The following is a 26,487-nucleotide window of genomic DNA, read 5'->3' on the forward strand; positions in this document are numbered from 1 at the left end:
ACAATAACAATGAATAAACTTGCGATGTTGCCTGTAGCAGTGATGATAGCTTTAAGCGCACCAAGTGCTTTGGCTAAGGTTTCTGAAGCAGATGCAGCGAAATTAGGTACTGAGTTAACCCCACTTGGTGGTGAAAAAGCCGCCAACGCAGATGGTTCTATTCCTGCATGGGATGGCGGTATTACTGAGCCTGTAGCGGGTTACAGTAAAGGGATGCATCATCCTGATCCGTTTCCTAGCGATAAAATTGAATTTACCATTACCAATGCCAATAAAGATCAATACAAAGAGTATTTATCAGATGGGCAGATCAAATTATTTGAGCTATATCCAGAAACATTCAAGATGAATGTTTACCAAACACGCCGCTCAGCTTCAGTGCCTCAGTTTGTTTACGACGCAACGAAAGAGAACGCGACTCGTGCGGAACTGATCGATGGCGGTAATGGTATCAAAGGTGCGTCAATTGGTATTCCATTTCCTATGCCTGAAAATGGTCTAGAGGTGATTTGGAACCATGTGCTACGTTTCCGTGGCGTGGACATTAAGACCTCACGTAGTCAAGCTGCACCGACTGCGGGTGGTAGCTATACCTTAGTTGAAACCACTGAAGAACTCCGTTTCCAATATTCTCGCCCTGAGATGACACTAGACAAGCTTAGTAAAGACAACACTTTGTTCTTCTTTAAGCAGGTTGTTACTCAGCCAGCACGTCTAGCGGGTACAGCCTTGTTAGTTAAAGAGACGATGGATCAAGAGAAGTTACCACGTCAAGCATGGACTTATAACACAGGGCAGCGCCGCGTACGTAAAGCGCCAAACGTGGCATTTGACACCCCTGGTACCGTATCTGACGGCCTAAGAACTACTGATGACTTTGATATGTTTAACGGCTCACCAGTACGTTATAACTGGGAGTTAGTCGGTAAGCAAGAGCTCTACATTCCTTACAACGACTACAAGCTGCACTCTGATAAGCTTGAGTATGAGCAGATCATCACTCCAGGCCATATCAATCCAGAATATGTTCGTTATGAAAAGCATCGTGTCTGGGTCGTCAAAGCAACGCTAAAAGAGGGCATGCGTCATATCTATAAGGCACGTACTTTCTACATTGATGAAGATTCCTGGCAGGTGTCTGTCGCCGATCTCTACGATAACCGCGATGAGCTTTATCGAGTCGCGATAGCTCATGGTTTGAACTACTACGAAGTCCCTACACAGTGGAGTACGTTGGAAGTTTTCCATGATCTTCAATCACGTCGTTATATTGCGATGGGACTCGATAATGAAGGCCGTATGTATGACTTCGATGCAAAATTGAGTGAAGCAAACTTTACTCCAGCCGCATTACGCCGTGCAGGTATTCGTTAAACCAGCTTGTTGAGGGGCTCAGGCCCCTCACTATTTTTTTAAGGAAGTCTGTATGTCGTTTAGCATGCTTCGATTTATCTCAACATTGAGTATATTTAGTCTTTTTCAGTCATTACCTGTACTGGCACAAGAGAACATATTCGAACAACAAATTCAGCCTCTTGCTGCAAACTCATTAGTTTTAGATATCGTAAATAATCAACAATCCTTGGTTGCCGTTGGTGAGCGAGGACACGCATTCATTTATCAAGATTCCTGGAAACAGGTTAATACCCCAACACAAGCCTTACTCACTAAGCTCTTTTTTGTCACACCTGCTCTAGGTTGGGCTGTAGGTCATGACGCCACCATCCTTCATACAAAAGATGGTGGTCAGACTTGGTCAGTGCAAATGCAGTCAGAAGAAATTGAAAAGCCTTTATTAGACATCCTTTTCTTTACTCCGCAGCATGGGGTCGCGGTTGGTGCCTATGGTCTATTTTACCGCACCCATGATGGGGGGAAGACATGGAATAGTGAATACCATCAAGAGCTACTGTTTGAAGAAGATGTCGAGTATTTGGAAGAATTAAAGGCTGAAGATGAAGCCCTTTACCTCTCAGAGCGAAGCACTTTACTACCGCATTTTAACCGTATTATTGAAGCAACTGATGGCACTCTCATTATGGTGGGGGAGCTTGGTTTGCTTGCCACTTCGACAGATCAAGGTCAGAACTGGCTAAAACAAGATTTTATGTATGAAGGCTCTTTATTTAATGCGGTTGTTATCGATGAAACCGCTTTTGTAATGGGACTTAGAGGGAATGTTTTTAAGTCGGATCTGAGTTTAATAAATTGGAAAAAGGTTAGCCTCCCCACAGATTCAACTATTAATGCAGGGATCGGAATCAAAGAGGGCGCATTGAGATTAGTCGGAAATGCCGGCGTTATTATCGATATTTCTGCCACAGGTGAAAGCCAACTTGTAGAGCAGCGACAGGGTGAAAACCTAGTCGCTATTGCCAAAGACTCAGAAGGAAACTTATGGGTTGCAGGCAATAAAGGTCTCATCAAATTAGAAAAAAAATAATAGGACCTTACTATGTTAGATAAATTAGTTAATGGATTCGAATCTTATCTATTCCGTCATAGAGCTTTCGTCATATTCTTGTTTGCGGTAACGACAATCTTTCTTGGGATCCAAGCGAGTAACCTGAAAATGGATGCCGCCTTTGTTAAAAATATCCCGCTTAACCACAGCTACATGCAAACTTACCTAAAGCACCAGAAACAGTTTGGTGGTGCGAACAGCATCATGGTGGCAGTAGAAGATACTAGCGGTAATATTTTTAATCCGAACTTCTTTGATGCACTCAAAAATGTACATGATCAGCTGTTTTTTATTCCTGGCGTAGACAGGGCCCAAGTTAAATCACTTTTCTCACCATCGACTCGCTTTACTGAAGTTGTTGAAGACGGTTTTGCTGGCGGTCCAGTTATCCCCGCGGATTTTTCTACTACTGAGCAAGGCTTAAAAACCGTTCGAGGCAATATCGAAAAAGCAGGTATTGTTGGCCGTTTGATAGCTGAAGACTATTCGGCGGCAATGGTCAGTGCACAGTTAATGGACTTTGATCCACAAACGGGAGAGGCCCTTGATACGTTGGCGTTTGCTGCGCAGTTAGAAGAGCAGTTGCGTGAGCAATATGAAACCGATGAGATAAAAATTCATATCATAGGTTTTGCTAAGATGGCTGGAGATGTTGCCGACGGTGCTAAAGGAGTATTGCTGTTTTTCCTTATCGCTATCTTAGTGACCGCGGTAATGGTTTACTTCTTCTCTAAGTCAGTCGCGCTGACAATTTTACCGTTAGTATGTAGTTTGATAGCCGTAGTGTGGCAGTTAGGTTTATTAACTGTTATTGGTTTTGGCTTAGACCCCATGTCGATACTTATTCCATTTTTGGTGTTCGCCATTGGTGTGAGTCACAGTGTACAGATGATCAACGCGGTAAGGCGACGGGTCACCGATGGACAAACGACAAAAGCGGCTGCTGCACTGGCATTTAGAAGTCTGCTTATTCCTGGTGGTGTTGCGCTGTTATCTGACACCATAGGTTTTATGACGCTATTGGCCATCGACATCGGTATTATTAGAGAGCTTGCTATCTCTGCATCTCTGGGTGTAGCAGTCATTATTTTAACTAACCTAGTGTTATTGCCTCTGGTGATCTCTTTTACAACGGTAGAGCCTCGTAAAGACAATAAGCCAAACCCTGTTAATAATATCTGGCTTAAGCTCTCTAACTTCGCTACGCCAAAGTACGCGATTTGGGTATTGGTGGTGACAGGATTGCTTTATGCGGTTGGTTTACAACAAGCGAATAAGATGAAAATAGGCGACTTACAAGGTGGAGCCCCCGCGCTACATTTAGACTCTCGTTATAATCAAGACACTTTCTTTATTACTGATAAGTTCTCTATTACCACCGATGTGATGACTGTGATTGTTGAAGCATTTCCGGAAGCCTGTACTTATCACTCGGTGTTGACGCAAATTGATGATTTTGAATGGCAGGTCAGTAACACGCCAGGAGTCGAGGCAACGGCGAGTTTGGCTTCGGTGGCAAAGCGTGTGAATTCAGGCTTTAATGAAGGCAATCCAAAGTGGAGTGTATTGCCACGCACAACAGCGAGCTTGGTTCAGGCCGTTGGTCGTGTACCGACAACATCGGGGTTACTAAATAGTGATTGCTCTGTGATGCCGGTCTATTTGTTCCTTAAAGATCACAAAGCCGAAACTATCGAATTGGTTATTGCTAAAGTTAATCAGTTACAAAAACAGCTTGATAACGACCAAATCCAATTTAAGTTAGCATCGGGTCCAGTTGGTGTTATGGCGGCAACCAATGAAGCTGTTGCTGAAGCACAGCTTCCAATGATGCTTTATGTTTACGGTGCTGTGTTTATTTTATGTCTCATCAGTTTCCGTTCACTAAGAGCAACGATAGCGGTAATTTTGCCCCTTTATGTGGTTTCGACGTTAGCTCAGGCGTTAATGACTCAGCTTGATATTGGTCTCGCAGTGAGTACTTTACCTGTGATTGCACTCGGTGTGGGTATTGGTGTTGATTACGGTATTTATATTTTATCGACCATGGCTGTACGTTTACGAGACGGAATGCCGGTACAAAAAGCTTATTATGAGGCACTGGTTGAACGTGGTAGCGCAGTGATCTTTACGGGGCTTACATTAGCGATTGGTGTGAGCACTTGGTTCTTCTCAGCACTTAAGTTCCAAATGGACATGGGGATTTTGCTTACCTTCATGTTTTTGGTAAATATGTTGGGTGCAATAATTATCCTACCAGCCATAGCTGCCATGTTTTGGCGGCAGCCCAAGTAGAATCAACGAAAGGGGAGCATTAGCTCCTCTTTTTTTTTGAATAAAAACACGTTATATACGGTTGTTATGTCAACAGTGTGAATAAAATCAGTGTGAGGTTAATATCAATGAGGATGTACCACTAAAATAGTTCTCGAAATATAGGGGATTTAGTAATAAACTTCGCGCTATGACCTAGGTCACAGAAATAGGCTCAGGTCAGTTTAAGAAGCATCCATAAAAATTAAAAAGCGCTGCCATAGCCCCTAAGGAAATAGCAACATGGCCTTGAAAGATGCAATGCCTTCAGTACTGCTCGAAAACGTAGTCAACCTAATTCACTCTAAAGTACCCAATTCACAAGCTAAACAAGTAGAACAGTTTGCCACTTGCCTCTATGCGCACATGTCTAAAGACGATCTTAATGCGCGTAACGACAGTGATCTTTATGGCGCTGTTTTGAGTCAATGGAACGCACTGAATAAGACCTCCGTCGGGGAAGGTCATATTAGAGTCTTCAACCCGAGTCAGTCTAAACATGGCTGGCAATCAAGCCACTCAATTATTGAAATTATCCAACCAGACATGCCTTTCTTGGTCGATTCAGTTGGCATGGCGATTAATCGTTTGGGCATAACGGCACATATGATGCTGCACACACCAATGGTTATAGAGCGTCAAGATGGTGTGGTCACGCATGTTAGTTATAGTTCTGATGAACAACAAAATGCTGACAAGGTTGCCGTTTTCTTAATTGAGATTGATCGTCAAAGTAGCGATGACGACATTAAAGCCCTAACGGTAGAGATTGAGTCTGTGATTGGCGATGTCGCTGCTGCCGTTAATGACTGGGAAGCAATGTCGACAAAACTTGGTGATACAATAGCCGAGTTGGAGGACCGTCCTTATCCCGGTACAAAGGAAGAGCTCAATGAAGCTAGAAATTTCCTATCTTATTTAAACGATCACCACCTCACTTTACTTGGCTACCGCCGATACGACCTGCATAAAGTGGAAGGTGACTTAGAACTCGTTGCCGACAAATCGACCAGCTTAGGTCTGATGACCAAGTCAAGTAAAAGCAAAACTGAAACTGGTCTCTTACTGTCAAGCTTCTCAGAAAATGCACGTAAAGAGGCGCTTGATAAAAGCCTCTTAGTGTTAACTAAGAGCAGTGAGAAAAGTCGTGTTCATCGCCCAGCTTACGTAGATTATATCGGTGTTAAACGCTTCGATGAGCAAGGGAATGTGATTGGTGAAGACAGATTCATCGGTTTATATGCCTCTAATCTGTATAACCGTAGTCCTCGTGAAATTCCTTTACTTGCTCAAAAAGTGCAACGAGTATTAGACCGATCAGGTCTAGCACCGCGATCTCATGACTATAAAGCGTTAATGCATATTCTCGAGACTTTACCACGTGATGAGTTGATCCAAGCGAGTGTTGAACAGCTTGCATCAATCGCTCATGGTGTACTTGAGATGCAAGACCGTGACAAATTGAAATTGTTTGTTCGTAAAGATGGCTTTGGTAGATTCTTCTCTTGCTTAGTTTATGTATCAAAAGATAGATATAACACTAAGTTACGTGAAGACACCCAGCGCATTCTTGCGCAGCATTTCAATAGTAGTGAAGATGTGGAGTTCACCACATATTTCTCAGAGTCTACTTTGGCTAGAACGCATTACATCATCAAAGTTGACAATAATAGTATGGACGTCGATGTGGCAGCGATTGAGAATAATTTGACCGAAGCGGCTCGCTCTTGGGAAGACAAACTTGCTAGTGCAGTTTTCAGTGCTCAAGGTGAAGAGTTAGGTAACAGCTTGATTAAGCGTTACGTAGATGCATTTCCACGTAGCTATAAAGAAGATGTGCTTCCAAGCTCATCAGTAGTTGATATTCAGCATCTAGAGGAACTTGACGACGATCACAAGCTTGGCATGTTGTTCTATCAGCCACAAGAAACGGCATTGAACGATAACAAGGTACGTCTAAAGTTATTCCATAAAGATGAACCAATCCATCTTTCAGATGTGTTACCAATGCTTGAAAACTTCGGTCTTAGAGTGATTAATGAAAGACCTTATGAAGTTAAAACAGTCGATGGTGCCACTTATTGGATCCTAGACTTCTTGATGACCACTCAGAATGTGGCATCAGATGATCTTGCTGACAGCCAAGAACGCTTTCAAACTGCATTGTCTCAGGTTTGGAAAAAAGAGTTAGAAGATGATGGTTTTAACCGTTTAGTTCTCTCTACAGGTCTAACTGGTCGAGAAGTTTCTGTACTTCGAGCATATGCTAAATATATGCGCCAAATAGACTCTACGTTTAGCCAAGCCTATATTGAAGAAACTTTCTCAAGCTATCCGCAAATTGCTGACTTGCTTGTTAAAATGTACATTCGCAAGTTCAACCCTAAGTTGAAAACTCGTACGTTAAACAAGTTTATCGAACAAATCGATCTTCGCCTTGATGATGTTTCGAGCCTAGATGATGACCGAATTATTCGTCGTTACCTTGATTTAATTAATGCAACGAATCGAACTAACTTCTATCAAGTAGCAGATTCTGGCTTACCAAAATCATATATCTCGTTCAAGTTTGAACCTGAATTGATCCCTGAAATGCCAAAGCCACTGCCGAAGTATGAAATCTTTGTTTATTCTCCACGTGTTGAAGGTGTACACCTTCGTGGTGGCAAAGTGGCCCGTGGTGGCTTGCGCTGGTCAGACAGACGAGAAGATTTCCGTACCGAAGTTTTAGGTCTTGTTAAGGCTCAGCAAGTTAAGAATACGGTAATTGTTCCTGTCGGTGCTAAAGGTGGTTTCGTTTGTAAGCAACTGCCAACAGATGGCGGTCGTGAGGCCTTCTTCGCCGAAGGACAAGAATGCTACCGTTTATTTATTCGTGGTTTACTCGATATCAGTGACAACATCATCAATGGTGAAGTCATTGCTCCTGAAAATGTGGTGAGACACGATGAAGATGACCCATATTTAGTTGTTGCTGCCGATAAAGGCACGGCAACCTTCTCTGATATCGCCAACGAAATTGCTATCGAATATAACTTCTGGTTAGGGGACGCATTCGCATCGGGTGGTAGTAACGGTTATGACCATAAGAAGATGGGCATTACCGCACGCGGAGCATGGGAATCAGTTAAACGTCATTTCCGTGAAATGGGCGTTAACTGCCAAACTACCGATTTTACCTGTTTAGCTGTCGGTGATATGGCTGGTGATGTATTCGGTAATGGCATGTTGTTGTCGAAACATACGCGATTAGTCGCTGCATTTAACCACATGCATATATTCATCGACCCAAATCCAGATGCAGCAACCAGTTATGTAGAGCGCGAACGCTTATTTGCACTGCCACGCTCTAGCTGGGAAGACTACAACAAAGAACTTATTTCTAAAGGTGGTGGTATCTTCTTGCGCTCTGCTAAGTCGATTCCATTGTCACCTGAAATGAAAAAGATGCTAGGAAGTCAAAAAGCCTCTATGCCACCGCTTGAGTTGCTCAAAGAGCTGCTTAAGATGCAAGTGGATCTGATCTGGAATGGCGGTATTGGTACCTATGTTAAGGCGACGAGCGAATCACATACAGAAGTTGGGGATCGCGCTAATGACGCTATCCGTGTTAATGGCAACGAAGTTAAAGCCAAGATTATTGGTGAAGGCGGTAACTTAGGTTGTACCCAACTTGGGCGTATTGAATACTGTGCGAGTGGCGGACGTATGAACACTGACTTCGTTGATAACGTGGGTGGTGTTGATTGTTCCGATAACGAAGTAAACATTAAAATTTTACTTAATTCGTTAGTCGCAGACGGTGAGATGACGGTTAAGCAACGTAACCGCCTACTTGAAGAGATGACAGATGAAGTGAGCCGTATTGTTCTTCAAGACTGTAAAGATCAAACCAGAACCATTTCAGTTACACAGGTTCGCGGGGCAGAGCAGCTTAAAGAGCAAGTTAGATTCATTCATTATCTTGAGAAAGAAGGAAAGCTTGATAGAGCGCTGGAATTCTTACCTAACGAAGATGAATTAGCTGACCGTTTAGTTAATGGTAAATCTCTGACACGACCAGAACTTTCTGTGCTAGTTGCTTACGCTAAGATGGTTTTGAAAGAGCAGCTATTAACATCAGAAATTACTGAAGATAGCTTCTTAAGCCAGCTATTGATTGAATACTTCCCTAAACAATTACAAGAGAAGTACACCGAAAATATGGCGTCTCATCCACTACGTGGTGAAATTATTGCAACTTCTTTGGCCAACGAATTGGTCAATGATATGGGACTTAATTTCGTTCAACGTATGCAAGATGAGACAGGTGCCTCAGTAGCGGAAGCTGCCATTTGTTATACTATGGCACGCGAAGTGTTTGGTTTAGCTGATTTAACTAAGTCTATTACTGATTTGAATGGCGTTATTCCTGCTGTTGTACAGTGTGAAATGTTGCACCAGTTACGTCGCAATATTCGCCGTGCGAGTCGTTGGTTCCTACGCCATCGTAATCGTAACTTGAATATTGAACAGACAATCGAGTTCTTTAAGCCTGTGTTTGATGACTTGAAAGTAAGCGTCCATCAATACATGGTGAATGATGAAGTTGAAGGAATTCGCGCAGAATCGAATGCATTAATTAAAGAAGGGGTACCAGAAGATGTTGCCATGGTTGTGGCAAATGTCAGTACTTTATTCTCGGCATTGGATATCGCACAAATCTGTGATCTTGAAAGCAAGCCGGTTCCGTTAGTCGCTGAAACTTACTTTAAGCTAGGCGCAAGTGTCGATTTACATTGGTTCCTTGAACAGATTAGCGCGCAACCTGTTTCGAACCATTGGCAAGCACTGGCTAGAGCGGCCTTCAGAGAAGAGCTCGATTGGCAGCAGCGTTCACTTAGCTCTGTCGTGTTGAGAACTTGTACAGAAACCTGTGATGCGAATAAGATCATTTCAGAATGGATTGAGTCGAATCAGAGCCTATTGGAACGTTGGTTCCATATGCTAGCTGACTTCAAGACTTCGCAAAGCCACGAGTTTGCAAAGTTCTCTGTAGCCTTACGTGAACTTAATCTTTTGATCCTTCATTGTGAAGGTCAAAAGTAATCTGATTAACATCAGCAGCCCTGGCAATTGCCGGGGCTTTTTTCGGTCTAGGAGAAAACATGTTTTATAAAATCGCACAAAAGTTCATGTTTCAGATGGATCCAGAACTGGCCCATAATTTTGCTATCGGCAGTTTAAAATCTACTGGTAATTCACCTTTAAATTGCTTTTATGCGCAAAATATTAAGCCAGCCCCAGTGACCATCATGGGACTGACTTTTCCAAATCCAGTGGGTCTTGCTGCTGGCATGGATAAAGAAGGCGAATGTATTGATGCATTCCATGCAATGGGTTTCGGTCATATTGAAGTGGGGACGGTTACACCACGTCCTCAACCAGGTAATGATAAGCCGCGTTGTTTTAGACTCAAGCCTGCGAAAGCAATTATTAACCGTATGGGGTTCAACAACAAAGGTGTTGATAATTTAGTTGCAAACCTGAAAGCGGTTAAGTCAAATGCGATGGTTGGTGTCAATATTGGTAAGAATAAAGACACACCAGTAGAGCAGGGTAAAGACGACTACCTGATCTGTATGGACAAGGTTTATCCATACGCCGCCTATATCGCAGTAAATATTTCATCTCCGAATACACCTGGTCTACGATCGCTTCAGTATGGCGATCTATTAGATGATCTACTTGGATCACTAAAGCAGAAGCAAAAAGAACTGGCTGAAAAACACGGTAAGTACGTGCCTATTGCTCTGAAAATTGCGCCAGACTTATCTAGTGAAGAGATTGAAAAAATTGCTGACGCGTTAATTCGAAGTGAATTTGATGCGGCTATCGCAACCAATACAACATTAACTCGCGATGGCGTAAGCGGTTTACTTAATGCAAATGAGGCTGGTGGACTAAGTGGTAAACCATTGAATTCATTGTCAACAGTAGTTATTAAGCAGCTTGCTGATTGTTTAAAAGGCCAGATCCCAATTATTGGTGTCGGTGGTATTAACTGTGCAGAAGACGCACTTGATAAGTTAGACGCTGGTGCTGAAATGGTACAGATTTATTCTGGATTTATTTATCAGGGGCCGAAGTTAATAAAAGATATCGTAGAAGCATACCGAATTAAATAAGCCCTAACGATCTAAACTTGTTATTTAGATCATTAAACGATCATTAGGATCTTAATAGGATCGTAATGATCGTTTTTATTTAATAATTTTAATATCATATCGAATAAAATTTATTTTGATATTGATGAAATAATCATCTATTATCGGTTTGTATCTAAATAAAGGTAAACGTTATGTTATTAATGCCAAAAAGGGATTGGCAGTGGGGATATAGTGAAACGCATGGAGTTTTAAGCGTTTCATTAGGGGATGACATGGAGTTTTTGTCACCTTATAAATTAAAGTCCCTAATACCAGATGCCAAAGACACAATGGAGTTTAGTGTAGAACACGCTAAGTTTTATATAGACTTGGTTGATCGTTTATCAAAAACACTTTCCTTGAACGATGCGTTAATAGTTCAAATCGCATTAAATGCGACTGCCGCTCATTTTTTATTAAAACCTCAGATGCCCAAATCATGGTTTTTCCATACTTCTCATCAATGCGTTTATAGTGAGGTCGGAAAACTATTTCAATTGACGACAAATGAGCACACTGTCCTTGCAATGGTGATAGAGTCGGGCTTACAAGCATCCTTAGTCATGATTATGTCTGCAGAATGCCGATTAACTGATTCAAAAAAACTGGGGCAGTTTGAAACGATAAAAGTGATGCATGACAGGTTAGCACCACTCTCAACACAGACCCAGCAGCAGATCCATGCTGCATAAAATTTGAGTTTATAAAACCCTGGTAGACCTTGTTGTCTAAACAATGCTTCTTAGAACATGTTTAACCTTCCGATATAAATATATTTATAAGGCTGAACATGTTTAGCACTCGTTGTTCACTCAATTTTTGTATATCTATCCCGTAATTAATTCGCTATACCTGTCACTCATCTCTATCAATAAACACACTTTTGATAAAGTGATTCATAACTTAACTGTAGAAATCCATTACAACAGTTTATTGGTGGGTAGCGTCTTGCTCGTTAATATCATCTAGTAGAAGAGCCTTTTTAACAAAATAAAAAGGTACCAGTATTATACCAATCAGTATAAAGAGTTAGTCTGAGCGATTTAAGATAAGGTAATTAACCGCTCCGTATCAACTGAATTCACTCAGTCTTGAATTAATGACCTTCACTGCACCTGAGCTATAGGAATGTAGGAAATGTCTTCTGTATGTCGGGATTAACCATGCTGTTCGTAACGTGTAAAGAGCATAGTCAAAACTGGGGGGGATCGTTAGCATAGCAAGTGCTATCACTTGTCTTAAATAGGAGTATGTTGCGACCTATTTCTGTATTGAACTAATTCATAACCGAATAACTATTCCTTCATCCATTCGGCTTGATTGAGTTTGCTGCAAATGCCTTGAGTAGATTGTATTTTGTATTAATTGCAATTATGTCGCACCTTAAAAATTAAGGCACGACACTAGTATAAAATGGTTAATTGACTGCACAGCTAGTTTCTGTGAGTGAGTTAATAACGATTTCTACTTTTGGAACATCATTACTATTTGTATCGACGATGCTTATCTGATCCACTATGTCCATACCTTGTAACACCTTGCCAAAAACAGCGTAGCCAAAGTTAGTGTCTGTTGAATCTAGTTGCGGGTTATCTAAGACATTGATGAAAAACTGAGTGGTTGCAGAATCTGGTGCATTCGTTCGAGCCATGGCAATTGTACCGCGTTCATTACTAATCCCAACATCTGCCTCATTAACGATGGGGTCGTTAGCGGGCTTGTGTACTAAGCCACTCGTAAAGCCTCCACCTTGTATTACGAAGTTATTGATAGTGCGATGAAATATAGTTCCAGTGTAGAAGCTGTCATCTGCATAACTTTTAAAGTTTTCACCTGTAATTGGCATATTGGTCAAGTCGATTGCTAGTGTTATATCACCCATAGTCGTCGACATCAGGTAGCATATATCAGCTTGTAATTCCGGTGCTTGAATAGGAGGTTGGGTTATTTCACTATTGTCTGCATCGCTGCCACCACAAGCGCTCAAAGTGATACAGAGTAGGAGAGGGGTTGCTTTATTCATTTTGTTCTCACAGTTATAGCGTTAACAAGAATGTTGTTAACCGCGTGTGTTTTTATGTTTTTATTATGTTGCCGGGCAATTTTAACGTTTTATAACAGTGGAGCAATAAGGCAGTGGCAATGGATACAAACTGATGCAGGTTTAGGTAGGATTTTTTCGATAGCTGTTAAATGTTGTTAAGTTGAAGCCGCGCATTGAAACTTGATGGAATGTTGCGTGTTCTAAAGGTTCGTCATACTTCTTAATGAAAGAAGTGGCAGCGACTTTCGTACGATTTCTACGGAACTAGCTTTATAAAAACTTGAGCCCGATGAGCGGGTAAACTACTCCATCCTAGCCTGAATTTAATTAGCTATTGGTGCTATCAAGGAACCAGAGTGCAAAATTCCGGCACAAAAAAACCAGCTTTCGCTGGCCTACATAACACTGATTTTCATTGATTCGTAAAAAATGGTTGCGGGAGCTGGATTTGAACCAACGACCTTCGGGTTATGAGCCCGACGAGCTACCAAACTGCTCCATCCCGCGTCCGATTTTGCATCTCCGAAAACACTACAACTTAAGGTAAAGTCTGTGCCTGTCCCGAAGAGGTGGCGAACTATAGCGATGGCTTACAGACATTGCAAGAAACTTTTATTATTAATTGTTTAGGTGCCTGTTTATTGCACGCTTATCAATTTGTTGGTACTTAAATCTCTATTACTGGTTTTTAATTAAGCTTAAACCAATAACTTTTATCTTTTGCTGCCGCTAGCAGGTATAATGTCTAACTAATTTTTACTGTGTGTCGACTATCAATGTTAAATTTTTTTGCTGCAGCTCCACGGGGCTATGAATACGCGTTATCACTTGAGCTTGCCGAGCTAGGCGCTTCTGAAATTAAAGAAAGTGTTGCCGGGGTCTATTTTTCTGCTCCGTTGGAGCTTGGATATCGTATAACGCTGTGGTCGCGTTTAGCGAGCAGAATCATTTTTGTCATTTATAAAGGACCTTGTGAGTCTCCCGAGCAACTGTATAACGCTGCCTATGGTATTGACTGGCAAATGCAGTTCTCAAATCGCAGTACTTTTAGCATCGATTTCCATGGTTTGGGTGGTTTTATCAAAAACACTCAATTTGGTGCGCTAAAAATTAAAGATGCGATTGTTGACCGTTTTCGTGATGACGACTTTAGCCGTCCAAACGTAGAAAGAGTGGATGCAGATTTTAGAATCGATGCACACTTTAGACGTGGTGAGATCACTATCGGTTTTAATTTCTCCGGTCCAGCGCTGCATAAGCGTGGATATCGCTCTACAACGGGTGAGGCGCCACTAAAAGAAAACTTAGCTGCAAACATGCTTGTTCGAAGTGGTTGGCAGGCAGATAAAGTTGATTTACTTGACCCTTTCTGTGGTAGTGGCACTATTTTGATTGAAGCGGCCATGATGGCTTGTGATATCGCGCCTGGTATTCACCGTGAACGCTTTGGTTTTGACCATTGGCTACCGCATAACAAGAAAGTATGGCAAGAGCTATTAAATGAAGCTCAAGCCCGTGCATCGATTGGTAAAACCCGTTGTGAAATTAAGTTCTTTGGCTCAGACATTGACTCTCGCTTAGTTGCGCTAGCAAAGCGTAATGCTGAAAATGCAGGCGTACTTGAGTTGATCGATTTCAGTGTTGGCAATGCATTAACTATTGATGTGCCAGTAGAGTCAGGCTTCTTGATCTCTAACCCGCCATACGGCGAGCGCCTAGGTAACGTTACTTCGTTACTGCAATTGTATTACCAGTTAGGTGACAAGTTTAAGGCTGAGTTCGGCGGTTGGAGCATTGCTATTTTAAATAGTGATGTTGAACTGCTGTCTGCATTAAAGCTAAAAGCTGACAAGCAGATGAAGATGAATAACGGCGCCCTTGAATGTGCGTTTAATCTTTATACGGTTCATGCTGAAAATACACGTCGCGTCGATCCTGCGAATATTAAAATTGAAGGAGATGTCAGTGATATTGCCGTGCCGTTTGCTAACCGTATTAAAAAGAACTTTAAGCAGTTAGAAAAGTGGGCTAAGAAAGAGGGTATCGATAGTTACCGACTATATGATGCGGACTTACCTGAATACAATGTGGCCGTTGATAAGTATTTAGACTATGTGGTTATTCAAGAATACTCAGCGCCATCACAAATACCAGAAGCTGTGACTAAGCGTCGTCTTACAGACGTTCTAATCTCTTTACCTAGTGCAATTGGCATCGATCCTAACCATATTATTTTGAAAACCCGTGAACGAAAGAAGGGTACCAATCAGTATGAGAAGTTAGTTGCCAATAAACTTGAACTTATCACCACAGAATATGGTGCTAAGTTCAAATTAAACCTTAAAGAATACTTAGATACTGGACTGTTCCTTGATCACCGTTTAACGCGTAAGCTTGTTGGTGAAAAATCTAAAGGTCGCAGTGTTTGTAACTTGTTCTCTTATACTGGTTCAGCATCAGTACATGCGGCATTAGGTGGGGCGACTTCAGTAACAACTGTCGACATGTCAAATACTTACATAGATTGGGCAAAAGAAAACTTTGCACTAAACGGCTTAAATAGTGATAAGTACCAGTTCGTCCAAGCTAACTGCCTGCAGTGGATGAAACGAACTCACGATAGATTTGACCTGATTTTCATCGATCCACCGACTTTCTCGAACTCAAAGCGTATGGAAGACTCGTTTGACGTGCAGCGCGATCACGTCGCTATGTTGACTGATGTGTTCAAGTTGCTTAATCCTAGTGGAGAAATCATCTTCTCTAACAATAAACGTAAGTTTAAGATGGAAATTGCAGATTTAGAAGCGCTAGGTATGTCGGTTAAAAACATCGATAACCAAACATTGCCGCTGGATTACAAGCGTAATCCACACATCCATAATACTTGGTTAATCACCCATGCAGGCTAACGCCTCGGTTATTTTATATCACACAGATGCGTGTCATCTGTGTGAGTTAGCAGCTGAGTTACTCATACAGAGTGGTATCAAATATGATGCCTTGGATATCTGTGATGATGAAAACTTAGCTGAACAATATGGCATTCGAATTCCGGTCGTCAAAATTGTCGACAGTCAAAGTGAACTTAATTGGCCGTTTGATCTCGAAGCATTAGAAGAATTTTTAGGAGCGTAAGTTGAGTCTTGTACGTATTAATAACGGCTCTTTAGCCTATGGCTATACCCCATTATTACAAAATGCTGATTTTACCATTGAACCCGGTGAACGAGTCTGTATCGTTGGTCGTAATGGTGCTGGTAAGTCTAGCTTAATGAAAGTCTTAAGTGGTGACGTGTTACTTGATGAAGGTGAGTTTAACATCGCTACCGACGTTAAAGTGAGCCGATTACAGCAGGATCCACCAAAGGCTGAGCAGGGCACTGTGTATGCGTATATTGCAGCGGGACTCAAAGAGGTGGGTGAAAAGCTGGAACGTTATCATCAGCTTTCTCACGATATAGGCACGGCTTCTCCTGATGAGATGGAGCGCATGCTTAAGCAGATGGAGCGTTTGCAAGAAGATATTGACCACCTCAATGGCTGGCAGTTAGACAATCGCATTAATCAAAACTGTGAGCTACTCGGCCTCGATGCCGATGCGCCTTTGTCTGAACTATCGGGTGGTTGGCAACGTAAAGTGGCTTTGGCGCGTTCTTTAGTTAGCGATCCCGATCTTCTGCTACTTGATGAGCCTACCAACCATTTAGATATCGACACAATTGAGTGGTTAGAACAATTTCTATTGAGTTACCGCGGCGCTATCGTGTTTGTCAGTCACGACCGTGGTTTTATTCAGCGCATGGCGACTCGAATCGTTGATTTAGACCGTGGTGTGGTGACATCTTGGCCGGGTAACTATCAAGCTTACCTAGATGGTAAAGCGGAATGGCTTCGTGTTGAAGCCGAGCAAAACGCTCACTTCGATAAGAAGCTCGCCGAGGAAGAAGCTTGGATCCGTCAAGGCGTAAAAGCTCGACGTACTCGTAACGAAGGCCGCGTACGTGCGCTTAAAGACTTACGTGTAGAGCGTATGGCGCGTCTTAATCGCCAAGGTGGCGCCAAGATGGCTGTTGCCGATACTGAGCGTTCGGGTAAGTTAGTGTTTGACATTGAAAACCTTGAGTACAATTTACCAGAGAAGAACTTAGTTAAGAACTTTAGTTCTACGGTAATGCGTGGTGATCGTATCGCACTGATTGGTCCTAATGGCTGCGGTAAATCGACTCTTGTCAAATTGTTGATTGGTCAGTTAGAAGCGCAGTCTGGTAGCGTAAAAGTGGGTACAAAACTTGAAATCGCCTACTTTGACCAATATCGTGAAGCGCTAGATCCAGAAAAGACGGTTGAAGATAACGTTGGCGAAGGTAAGAAAACGGTAACCATCAACGGTCAAGATCGCCATATCTTGAGTTATTTACAGGACTTTTTGTTTTCTCCAATGCGCGCTAGAACGCCGGTGAAGGCATTGTCTGGTGGTGAGAAGAACCGTCTGTTGTTAGCACGCTTATTATTAAGACCTGCAAACCTGATTATTCTCGATGAGCCAACTAACGATCTTGATATTGAGACCCTAGAGTTGTTAGAGTCACTGCTTGCAGATTACAAAGGTACGCTATTGCTAGTGAGCCACGACCGTGCATTTATCGACAATACAGTGACCAGTAGTTGGTGGTTTACCGGCAATGGTGGCTGGAGTGAGTATGTGGGTGGTTACGAGGATGCCGTTTCTCAAGGGGCAAGATTTTACTCTGAGGAACCTCAAGCCGCAAACGCTGTCCAAGCTCCGGTGAGTGAACCTGTTGCTGTTAAACCGAATGTAGTCAAGAAAGCCGAGAAAAAACTTTCGTACAAATTGCAACGTGAGTTAGAGTCTTTACCGGCCTTAATGGAACAGTTAGAGCAAGATATCGAAGCATTGCAAACTGTTGTTAGCTCACCAGAGTTTTATGCTCAGGAGCAAAAAATAGTGAATGAAAACTTGAAAGCATTGTCCGATAAGGAAAGTCAGCTTGAAAGTTGCTTTGAGCGATGGGAAGAGCTCGAATCATTGAAGTAAGCTAAAAATAAGAAATAGGAAGCGAGTTAATGAAGTTTAAGTTGGATAAAACCCTATCATTAGTAGCCGTTGGTGTATTAAGCGTACTTCAAGGTGTGCAAGCCGCACCTGTTTATGAAATTATAAACATCGACTTAGATACTTATAATTTAAATGGCACCATTGACAATACCCGTAACGGTTATGGTATGGCCGTTAACGCTAATAATGAGGCGGTTGGTGCTGCTAAAGGTAAAAAGAAGCTCACTGTGTCAGAAGATGATGATGGTATCATCGACATTGAAGATGGGGTCGCAGATTTCGAAACAATTAACTTCTCGGTTAATCTTCCTATCATAGCTAACAACTTCACTTTTAATTCTGTGGGTAATGAGTGGATGCCAGCTTTTGAAAGCGTTAATGGCACCACTGCGCCAACGTTTCCTGAAGATGAATCGACGGTCAATTCTGTTGATACCTTTTTTTATGATATCAATGACGCTGGCTTAAAAGTGGGGGCAATGACGGCACTTCAGCAGACGGTTGATTACGATGGCAGCAGTGATACTCAAGAGTTTTGGTATTACCGAGAATATGAGCAGCGTGGCTTCGTTAAGTCTGGCACCGATACCGAAATCCCATTAAAGCCACCTTATACTGAGTATATCTATAAGGAAGGTGAGTCAAGTGAACAGACTATTAACGTCGGTGGTTTTTCTAGTGCCTCGGCCGTTAATACGAGTGGTTTAGTCACTGGTTATGCCAGTATTGATATCAGTGATAACAGCGCCAATATCGTAAAATCCTGTGTTGACAACGACAGCGACACTGCACCACAAGAGATCTGTATTCAGGCTGCTCAGTTCCCAAATCAGTATGGCTTTAGCGATATTCAGTACCAGATCCGTGGCTATGTTTGGCAATATGAAGCGGGAAATGACACTCCTACAGCGACTATGTTGCCGTTAGGGCTAGAAGTGACTAATGATAGCGTTTACAGCGCTCAGGGCCTTGGGCTTAACGATGATGGTGTCGTAGCGGGTCGCTCTTATGTTTATCGCAAAGGCGATAAAGATAGATTGTACTACGATGCGGCCTATTGGAAAAAAGAGCTAGGTGAAAACGGGGTTGAAGAATATAAATATCACTGGGTGGATGTTGATAGAGCAAAAGATGTCTATTCATCCATTGCTTATGATATCAACGATAATGGTATCTTAGTCGGTAGTTATAATAAGTACATCGATGGTTACCGACGTGACAAATTCTTCTACTTCGATACGAACAATCCAGAAACAGCGCTTGTTACACCAAACGATTTCTATGGCGGGATTTCTGACTTAAGTAGCCGTGGTCGTGATATCAATAACCAAGGACAGGTTGTGGGTTATATTGAAACAACCCATGATAAAGAGAAACCACGTCCCAAAGCGGCTTTCTTGTATGATCTACCATCAAATGAGTTCAATAACGTTAATGATTTGCTAACTTGTGAGTCTAAAGGTTATAAGCAAAATGCTGAGGGACAATGGGAGCGTAATTTAGTCGAAGTTCAAGATGGTTCGGGTAAAACGTTAACTTACAAGAGTGAGATCCTCGTTGTCGAGGGTAACAGTATCAATGAAGATGGTACGATTGTGGGTACAGCCTTTATTCGTAAGCCTTCATACAAATTTGATGATGATGGAAATATCGTCATTGGTGATAATGGTTTACCATTCTTCGAACTCAACGGTTATGGGGAGCCTGTAACATCATTCTTGCCACGTATGGTCGTACTACAGCCGAGCACTTCTGGAGCAGAAGCTTGTACCGTCATCGATGATGATGGCAGTAACGACAACTATGAGCGTAAAGGTGCTGCAAGTTTTGCATGGTTGTTAGCTTTGCCTTTGCTCTGGTTTAGACGCCGAGTTAAGTAAATTTATCCATGATGTAAAAGAATTGAATCGAGGCTAACAGCCTCGATTTTTTTTGAATTAAATTTGTAATATTTCTCAATAGCTTAAAATTTAAGCGTCTGTTTGCTGTTTTTTATAGATTGATCTCTAGTCTAAAAAGCATTATTTATGGAAGTGAAGCGTTAGCTTCTTTTGTTATCTCAGAGAGGATGCTTGCATGAAAAGACAAAAAAGAGATCGATTAGATAGAGCTTTTTCGAAAGGCTTTCAAGCTGGAATTGGTGGCCGGTCGAAGGAGATATGTCCATATTCGACACTTGATTCAAAATCACAATGGCTTGGAGGTTGGCGTGAAGGCATTGATGGTCGGCTGAGCGGTTTATTTAATAAGTAAAACTGTTCGATAAACAAGACTCAGTAACCTTAATTCTAAGAATTATCTTGAAGTAAACAATCGTTGAGAAACAATTTTGCCCTCTATGTAAGAGGGCATTTTATTGCGGCATAAGCTAGCAAAATGAGTGTCAATTAGAAGCTAGTGGTATCGGTGAAAATACCGACCTTAAGATCTTTCGCACTATAGATTTCACGGCCATCGACTTCCATCGTGGCATCGGCAATACCCATAACTAATTTACGGTAAACCTTACGCTTAATTGTCAGCTTGTAGGTGACTTTTTTAGCCTCAGGTAATACTTGACCAGTAAATTTTACTTCGCCTACACCAAGTGCTCTTCCTTTGCCCTCAGCGCCTTCCCAACCAAGGAAGAACCCTACTAACTGCCACATAGCATCAAGGCCTAAGCAGCCCGGCATAACAGGGTCACCTGCGAAGTGACAGTCAAAAAACCATAGGTCTGGATTAATATCGAGTTCCGCAACAATCTCACCTTTACCGTACTCACCACCATCCGAGTTGATTTTTAGCACGCGGTCGATCATCAACATGTTGTCTTTTGGTAGTCTCGGAGAATTAGGTCCGAATAATTCGCCTAGTCCACAGGCAATAAGATCTTCTTTGGTAAAACTATTTGCGTTACTCATTATTTTTGATACTCCAGCAATTTGAGCTGCCAAGGTTAGCGAACACGTGTACGCTAAACAACTCCGATCAGCTAGAAAATCTCAATTTATCGACGAGTCTTGCAAAAAGACTCTTTTCTTCTTCCTGATAACCAGCCAAGTTTTCTAAACGAGATTGCACTAAGCCATATAGTGTTTCGTCTGGGAACTGGTTGTCCTCATCGGCGATGCCTGCCTGGGTTTGCATTAAAATCTCGACAGCTTCATCAATATGCTTAACCTGATATAAAGTGAACTGGCCAGCTCTGATGGCTTCCACGACATCTTGATGCAAATTTAACTGTTGCATGTTAGAGGCGGGAATAATGACTCCTTGTTGTCCAGTCAGTCCTCGGCGCTTACACAGTTTAAAGAAGCCTTCAATTTTTTCGTTTACGCCACCAATGGCTTGCACATTACCAAATTGATCTATTGCGCCTGTGGCAGCTAAACTCTGTTTGATTGGCTTTTCTGAAATAGCTGAAATCAAACAGCAATATTCCGCAAGAGAAGCGCTATCGCCATCAATTTCTTGATAGGATTGCTCAAATACTATGTTGGCATTGAGATGGAGTGGGGCATCTTTACCAAAAATTCGGTAAAGGCATGCTGAAAGGATCATCATTCCTTTAGCGTGAATATTGCCGCCTAACTCAGATTTGCGTTCGATATCGGCAACTTCACCGTCACCATAGTGAACCGATGCTGTAATTCGAGCAGGCTCTCCATAGCTAAATTCAGCGTTTTCTATCACGGTTAAACCGTTTATCTGGCCAACGATCTCATCTTGAGTCGGTAAGTTGATAAATAGATCATCAAAGTTCTGCTCAGAGAGTCGCTCTGAAGCATTGTGTCGTTGGTTAGTCATGCTAATACTGTGTAATAGCGATTGAGTCGAGATCTCAGAGCTCTGCGCATAGACTTTAGCTTGGGCTAACAAGTGTTCTAAGTTCGTTGCCATTAAGCTTAAGCGTTGCTGATGATCGGCGAGCTTGGCGCTATATTGTAGTAATAACAGTAATGCCGAGCTGGTTAAGCTTATATTGAGTTCATTCAATATACGGGCTAACCATTGGCAGTAGTCAACGGGTGAATGCTCTGATAAATCCATCTCATTGATCAATTCCCCAAGCAGTGGGAAGTGACGCGAAAAACTCGGCTCACCTAGCCAGCAATGGCCATATTGGTTACTCGAGCCAATGAGAACGATTTTACATTTTAACGACAAAGGCGGTAACTGCGAGTGCACCTGATAACTTTGCTTGTCGAGAATTTCAAGTAGTAGATCCCAAAGGTTCTCTTTCTTCCACAAGGAATCGGCACAGATGAACAGATAATGACAGCTGGCCAGAAGACCCGCCTCATAGGTTTGAGTTTCACTGTGATAACGTCCGATGAGATCGACTTTTCGTATTGAACCTGACAGGTATTGATATTGGTGAGTTTTCGACGCAATTTGCGCAGTTAAGTTGGCAGTACCCTGATCAACCCAAGCGGTGGTTTTATCTTCATTGAGGGCTAAGCTTAGCGTTGGAAACTGACCTTGTTCCTTAACCAATGCATCGATAATACGTTTTCTGTTACAACCGAAATAATCAGCCAAATACATGTGCTGATTATCAGTTGCAGTGAGTAATCGGAATGCATCTAGACTGCGCTCTTGGCCCAGTAAATCGGCTTTTTCGCTAGGGATGAACGCCTGTTCAGCTGGAATATTGAAAATTGGAACAAGAGCCGAAGCAGGAATAACATTTGAGTTCATAAAAGTGTATGTCTATTTTTAGTAGGGTGATACTAGCACATTTTTCGACAGGCTTTGACAGATAACGATCTGCTACGTATTTGGCTGTTGTAACTAAGTATGTGCTAGTGAATCAGCTTTAGTCGTTTAAAGACTGTACTTATTGTCCAATAGTTGGTCACTAAGGCGGGTGGGACGATATTTTTGTGTGAAATGGGTTTACATCAATAATGGAAACGCATAATATTTATGGCGTTCGGAGAGATGGCAGAGTGGTCGAATGCACCGGTCTTGAAAACCGGCATGGGTTTATAGCCCATCTAGGGTTCAAATCCCTATCTCTCCGCCATATTTAGAAAAGGCAGCCTACACGGCTGCCTTTTTGCGTTTTACCCATCGTAACTTATTGAATTTCTTCATTATACTCAATAAACCATCATGTTGATTCTTAGGATATTTTACTTTCTATATGCAGTTAGATGCGATAAATTAACCTTTATAACATTATCAACTTAAGTCTGTGCAATAGCATGCTTTAAGTTGGCGGCGAAAGGTAAGGCGACTTTGATCTCAGTATATTTAGTTGATGACCATGAGTTAGTAAGAACCGGAATTAGACGGATCCTCGAAGATGAACGAGGCATTAAAGTCGTGGGTGAGGCTGGCGATGGCGAAACTGCTGTGCAGTGGTGCCGCAAAAACGAAGCTGACGTGATTTTGATGGACATGAATATGCCAGGCATTGGTGGTTTAGAGGCGACACGTAAGATCTTACGTTTTCAGGCCCATGCTAAGATTATTGTGCTAACCATTCATACTGAAGATCCTTTTCCTACAAAAGTTATGCAAGCAGGGGCATCGGGTTATTTAACCAAAGGTGCCACCTCTCCAGAAGTGCTACAAGCGATTAGACAAGTGGCTCATGGACAAAGATATTTGTCGCCTGAGATTGCTCAACAGATGGCATTGAGTCAATTCAATCAATCAGAAGATAATCCATTTAAATCGTTATCAGAAAGAGAGTTACAGATCATGCTGATGATCACTAATGGTGAAAAAGTGAGTGAGATCTCTGAGCAGTTGAACTTGAGCCCTAAGACCGTCAACAGTTATCGTTACCGTTTGTTTGCTAAGTTAGGCATAGGCGGAGATGTAGAGCTGACTCGTTTAGCAATTCGGTATAAAATGTTAGATACTGGACAATTCTAAATAATTAGCCCCAAACTTTTATGTCTGATGAGTTTAATGCCAATCAATTTTTAAAGACAGTAACATCATCACCCGGTGTATATCGGATGTACGATGACAAAAATGTTGTCATTTATGTGGGGAAAGCAAAAGATTTAAAGAAACGGCTTTCATCCTACTTTCGTAAAAATTTAACCAATGTTAAGACTCAGGCATTGGTGTCCCATATTGCAAATATCGATGTCACGGTGACACACAGTGAAACCGATGCGCTGATCCTAGAAAATGATTACATCAAGCAGTACATGCCTAAATATAATGTACTGCTTCGTGATGATAAATCTTACCCATATATTCTTCTGAGTAACCATCAACATCCTCGTTTAGCGTATCACCGCGGTCCCAAACGCGATAAAGGGCTGTACTTTGGACCTTATCCAAATGGCGGGGCGGTGCGAGAAAGTCTGCATCTTATGCAGAAAATTTTCCCGATTAGACAATGTGATGACCTTTACTATAAGTCTCGTTCACGCCCTTGTCTGCAGTATCAGATAGGAAGGTGTAGTGCGCCTTGTGTTGGCATAGTGTCTGAGGAAGACTATCAAGAACAGGTAAGGCTCGCGACATTGTTCTTGAAAGGTAAGAATCAGCAAGTGATGTCGGTGCTTGTACAAAAAATGGAACAAGCAGCCAGTGAAATGCGTTATGAACAAGCTGGGCTATATCGCGATCAAATTACCGCCCTAAGACGGGTATCAGAGCAACAGGAAGTATCGAATGCATCAGGAGACATGGATGTCATTGGAGCTTATTATGCGTCTGGTGTTGCCTGTTTTCACCTATTGTTTATTCGAGAGGGCAAAATATTTGGTAGTCGAAGCTACTATCCAAAAGTCCCAGTCAATACAGAAGTGTCCGAAGTGCTTCGTTCATTCATGCTGCAGTTTTATCTTAATTCTGATAGTCAACGACTCACACCGAAAGAGATCTTGATCAGCGATGCATTTGAGGAACAAGCTGAGCTTGCTGATGCAATTCAAACCGCACAAAATAAGAAAGTAGAGATTAAGACTCAGGTTCGTGGTGAAAGAGCAAGTTTTTTACGCTTAGCCTTAACCAATGCAACGAATGCGGTTAATACTCGCCTTTCGCATAAGAATACTATCGAGCAGCGTTTTTTATTGTTAGAGGAAGCTATCGAGTCGACTAATAAAATCCAGCGGATGGAGTGTTTCGATATTAGCCATACCATGGGTGAAAGTACCGTGGCATCTTGTGTGGTGTTTAATCGAGAAGGGCCAAGCAAAGCAGACTATCGACGCTATAATATTACAGGGATCACCCCAGGTGATGATTACGCTGCAATGAAACAGGCTATAACAAGACGTTTCGACAAAATTAATGAGAAAGGGAAGATCCCCGATATTTTGTTTATTGATGGTGGCATCGGCCAGTTACGAATCGCTCAGAAAGTGGTGGATGAAAAATTTGTGGTGCTGGACAACGCACCGACATTAATAGGAGTGGCGAAAGGAGAAGGGCGTAAGCCTGGACTCGAAACACTTATCTATGGTGAAAATGAAGAGTCATTTACACTGCCTGCCGATTCAGGGGCCTTACACCTCATCCAACATATTCGCGATGAGTCTCATCGTTTTGCGATTACTGGGCATAGAAACAAACGACAGAAAACACGTAACACCTCCACTCTAGAGTCGATAGCTGGTGTGGGACCTAAACGTCGTAAAGCTTTATTGCAATATTTAGGCGGATTGCAAGAAGTTAAAGGTGCAAGTGTATCTGAATTGGCAAAAGTACCAGGTATTAGCTTAGAAATGGCACAAACGATACATGATGCATTGCGAGGGTAACAAAATTAAGGCAAGATTGGCGCTGCTTTTGAATATTAGGTTCTAAAATGCCGTTTAACATTCCTATTGCGTTAACACTTTTCAGGTTAGCCCTGCTTCCTGTTTTTGTTGTACTTTTTTATATACCAGAACCTTGGTCTCCTTTTGCCGCTGCATTTGTTTTTTGGCTTGCAGCCGTTACGGATGCACTAGATGGTTATGCCGCGCGAAAGTTAAAGCAATCGACACGTTTTGGCGCTTTTCTTGATCCCGTTGCCGATAAGATTATGGTAACAACGGCATTAGTCTTACTTATTTCTGAATACAGCAATATTTGGCTAACACTTCCAGCGCTCTTCATGATTGGTCGTGAAATCGTTATTTCGGCACTGCGAGAGTGGATGGCTGAAATTGGTAAGCGTGGTGCGGTTGCTGTCTCTTGGATTGGTAAGTATAAGACTGCGGCCCAGATGGTGGCTATCACAGGTTTAATTTGGCAACCAAACGAGCTTTTAACTTATGCTGCCTTTGGTTTGTTCTATATCGCAGCTGTTCTGACGTTTTGGTCAATGATGAGCTATATTTTGGCAGCGTGGAAGGATTTAACAGCCGAATAGCTCGTAAAAACAACGATGAGATCAATAAGTGGGCAAACAGACATTTATCGATAAATATAGCGTTGACTCTGCGAAGTAAAT

General features: G+C 42.1%; 17 protein-coding genes and 2 tRNA genes. 15 read left to right on the forward strand and 4 right to left on the reverse strand.

What is annotated here, in order from left to right:
• Nucleotides 1-9 precede the first annotated feature (9 nt).
• The 6 genes from Q1A86_RS10640 (at nt 10) to Q1A86_RS10665 (ending at nt 11,657) form a co-directional block, all read left to right on the forward strand.
• Nucleotides 10-1,374 (forward strand): DUF1329 domain-containing protein, encoded by a 1,365-nt coding sequence (locus Q1A86_RS10640; RefSeq protein ID WP_299806295.1) that lies wholly within the window; start codon nt 10-12, stop codon nt 1,372-1,374.
• 52 nt (nt 1,375-1,426) lie between these two features.
• Nucleotides 1,427-2,443, forward strand: coding sequence for a YCF48-related protein (locus tag Q1A86_RS10645; protein WP_299806297.1), 1,017 nt, complete (start codon nt 1,427-1,429; stop codon nt 2,441-2,443).
• Between the two features lie 12 nt (nt 2,444-2,455).
• Nucleotides 2,456-4,759: an MMPL family transporter gene (locus Q1A86_RS10650; protein WP_299806299.1), complete on the forward strand. Its 2,304-nt coding sequence runs from the start codon at nt 2,456-2,458 to the stop codon at nt 4,757-4,759.
• Between the two features lie 261 nt (nt 4,760-5,020).
• Nucleotides 5,021-9,865, forward strand: coding sequence for an NAD-glutamate dehydrogenase (locus Q1A86_RS10655; protein WP_299806302.1), 4,845 nt, complete (start codon nt 5,021-5,023; stop codon nt 9,863-9,865).
• 59 nt (nt 9,866-9,924) lie between these two features.
• A complete protein-coding gene (pyrD, locus tag Q1A86_RS10660) occupies nt 9,925-10,944 on the forward strand; it encodes a quinone-dependent dihydroorotate dehydrogenase (RefSeq protein WP_299806304.1) in 1,020 nt (339 codons plus the stop codon).
• 173 nt (nt 10,945-11,117) lie between these two features.
• Nucleotides 11,118-11,657: a cell division protein ZapC gene (locus Q1A86_RS10665; protein WP_299806306.1), complete on the forward strand. Its 540-nt coding sequence runs from the start codon at nt 11,118-11,120 to the stop codon at nt 11,655-11,657.
• Nucleotides 11,658-12,382: 725 nt separating this feature from the next.
• Here the strand turns inward: Q1A86_RS10665 and Q1A86_RS10670 are convergent.
• Complete coding sequence (locus tag Q1A86_RS10670) at nt 12,383-12,988, reverse strand: peptidylprolyl isomerase (RefSeq protein ID WP_299806308.1); 606 nt, start codon at nt 12,986-12,988, stop codon at nt 12,383-12,385.
• A 451-nt stretch (nt 12,989-13,439) separates the two neighbouring features.
• Nucleotides 13,440-13,516: transfer RNA gene (locus Q1A86_RS10675), tRNA-Met, on the reverse strand.
• Nucleotides 13,517-13,785: 269 nt separating this feature from the next.
• Here Q1A86_RS10675 and rlmKL point away from each other — a divergent pair.
• The 5 genes from rlmKL (at nt 13,786) to rmf (ending at nt 20,342) form a co-directional block, all read left to right on the forward strand.
• Nucleotides 13,786-15,921, forward strand: a complete 2,136-nt coding sequence (rlmKL, locus tag Q1A86_RS10680; RefSeq protein WP_299806310.1) for a bifunctional 23S rRNA (guanine(2069)-N(7))-methyltransferase RlmK/23S rRNA (guanine(2445)-N(2))-methyltransferase RlmL — start codon at nt 13,786-13,788, stop codon at nt 15,919-15,921.
• Complete coding sequence (locus Q1A86_RS10685; RefSeq protein WP_299806313.1) at nt 15,911-16,147, forward strand: glutaredoxin family protein; 237 nt, start codon at nt 15,911-15,913, stop codon at nt 16,145-16,147. Before rlmKL ends, Q1A86_RS10685 begins: the two co-directional genes overlap by 11 nt.
• A gap of 1 nt (nt 16,148) precedes the next feature.
• Nucleotides 16,149-18,068: an ABC transporter ATP-binding protein gene (locus tag Q1A86_RS10690; RefSeq protein WP_299806315.1), complete on the forward strand. Its 1,920-nt coding sequence runs from the start codon at nt 16,149-16,151 to the stop codon at nt 18,066-18,068.
• Between the two features lie 29 nt (nt 18,069-18,097).
• Nucleotides 18,098-19,969 (forward strand): DUF3466 family protein, encoded by a 1,872-nt coding sequence (locus Q1A86_RS10695; protein WP_299806317.1) that lies wholly within the window; start codon nt 18,098-18,100, stop codon nt 19,967-19,969.
• A gap of 196 nt (nt 19,970-20,165) precedes the next feature.
• Nucleotides 20,166-20,342: a ribosome modulation factor gene (gene rmf / locus Q1A86_RS10700; protein ID WP_012155190.1), complete on the forward strand. Its 177-nt coding sequence runs from the start codon at nt 20,166-20,168 to the stop codon at nt 20,340-20,342.
• Nucleotides 20,343-20,476: 134 nt separating this feature from the next.
• On the opposite strand, the gene fabA is transcribed toward rmf, so the two are convergent.
• Together fabA and Q1A86_RS10710 are read right to left on the reverse strand one after the other, a co-directional pair.
• Nucleotides 20,477-20,992 carry a 3-hydroxyacyl-[acyl-carrier-protein] dehydratase FabA gene (fabA, locus tag Q1A86_RS10705; RefSeq protein ID WP_299806321.1) on the reverse strand — a complete coding sequence of 172 codons (516 nt, stop codon included), beginning with the start codon at nt 20,990-20,992 and terminating at the stop codon, nt 20,477-20,479.
• 67 nt (nt 20,993-21,059) lie between these two features.
• The gene (locus Q1A86_RS10710; RefSeq protein ID WP_299806324.1) at nt 21,060-22,772 is read right to left on the reverse strand and encodes a S16 family serine protease; all 1,713 of its coding nucleotides are present in this window, start codon (nt 22,770-22,772) and stop codon (nt 21,060-21,062) included.
• Between the two features lie 237 nt (nt 22,773-23,009).
• On the opposite strand from Q1A86_RS10710, the gene Q1A86_RS10715 reads away from it, so the two are divergent.
• The 4 genes from Q1A86_RS10715 to pgsA all read left to right on the forward strand — a co-directional run bounded on the left by Q1A86_RS10715 (nt 23,010) and on the right by pgsA (nt 26,406).
• Nucleotides 23,010-23,100 (forward strand) — tRNA-Ser (locus Q1A86_RS10715).
• Nucleotides 23,101-23,315: 215 nt separating this feature from the next.
• Nucleotides 23,316-23,960, forward strand: coding sequence for a UvrY/SirA/GacA family response regulator transcription factor (gene uvrY, locus Q1A86_RS10720; RefSeq protein WP_220769668.1), 645 nt, complete (start codon nt 23,316-23,318; stop codon nt 23,958-23,960).
• Nucleotides 23,961-23,980: 20 nt separating this feature from the next.
• A complete protein-coding gene (gene uvrC / locus Q1A86_RS10725) occupies nt 23,981-25,810 on the forward strand; it encodes an excinuclease ABC subunit UvrC (RefSeq protein ID WP_299806328.1) in 1,830 nt (609 codons plus the stop codon).
• Between the two features lie 47 nt (nt 25,811-25,857).
• Nucleotides 25,858-26,406, forward strand: coding sequence for a CDP-diacylglycerol--glycerol-3-phosphate 3-phosphatidyltransferase (gene pgsA, locus Q1A86_RS10730; RefSeq protein WP_299806330.1), 549 nt, complete (start codon nt 25,858-25,860; stop codon nt 26,404-26,406).
• Nucleotides 26,407-26,487: the final 81 nt, after the last annotated feature.

Source organism: uncultured Shewanella sp. (assembly GCF_947497935.1).
Lineage (GTDB): Bacteria > Pseudomonadota > Gammaproteobacteria > Enterobacterales > Shewanellaceae > Shewanella.

Bases quoted from the DNA above. Each gene is read 5' to 3' on its own strand.
- uvrC (WP_299806328.1), top strand. From the start codon at position 23,981: ATGTCTGATGAGTTTAATGCCAATCAATTTTTAAAGACAGTAACATCA.
- rmf (WP_012155190.1), top strand. From the start codon at position 20,166: ATGAAAAGACAAAAAAGAGATCGATTAGATAGAGCTTTTTCGAAAGGC.
- Q1A86_RS10710 (WP_299806324.1), bottom strand. From the start codon at position 22,772: ATGAACTCAAATGTTATTCCTGCTTCGGCTCTTGTTCCAATTTTCAAT.
- pyrD (WP_299806304.1), top strand. From the start codon at position 9,925: ATGTTTTATAAAATCGCACAAAAGTTCATGTTTCAGATGGATCCAGAA.
- rlmKL (WP_299806310.1), top strand. From the start codon at position 13,786: ATGTTAAATTTTTTTGCTGCAGCTCCACGGGGCTATGAATACGCGTTA.
- Q1A86_RS10650 (WP_299806299.1), top strand. From the start codon at position 2,456: ATGTTAGATAAATTAGTTAATGGATTCGAATCTTATCTATTCCGTCAT.
- Q1A86_RS10655 (WP_299806302.1), top strand. From the start codon at position 5,021: ATGGCCTTGAAAGATGCAATGCCTTCAGTACTGCTCGAAAACGTAGTC.
- Q1A86_RS10640 (WP_299806295.1), top strand. From the start codon at position 10: ATGAATAAACTTGCGATGTTGCCTGTAGCAGTGATGATAGCTTTAAGC.
- pgsA (WP_299806330.1), top strand. From the start codon at position 25,858: ATGCCGTTTAACATTCCTATTGCGTTAACACTTTTCAGGTTAGCCCTG.
- Q1A86_RS10695 (WP_299806317.1), top strand. From the start codon at position 18,098: ATGAAGTTTAAGTTGGATAAAACCCTATCATTAGTAGCCGTTGGTGTA.
- Q1A86_RS10670 (WP_299806308.1), bottom strand. From the start codon at position 12,988: ATGAATAAAGCAACCCCTCTCCTACTCTGTATCACTTTGAGCGCTTGT.
- Q1A86_RS10685 (WP_299806313.1), top strand. From the start codon at position 15,911: ATGCAGGCTAACGCCTCGGTTATTTTATATCACACAGATGCGTGTCAT.
- Q1A86_RS10665 (WP_299806306.1), top strand. From the start codon at position 11,118: ATGTTATTAATGCCAAAAAGGGATTGGCAGTGGGGATATAGTGAAACG.
- fabA (WP_299806321.1), bottom strand. From the start codon at position 20,992: ATGAGTAACGCAAATAGTTTTACCAAAGAAGATCTTATTGCCTGTGGA.
- Q1A86_RS10645 (WP_299806297.1), top strand. From the start codon at position 1,427: ATGTCGTTTAGCATGCTTCGATTTATCTCAACATTGAGTATATTTAGT.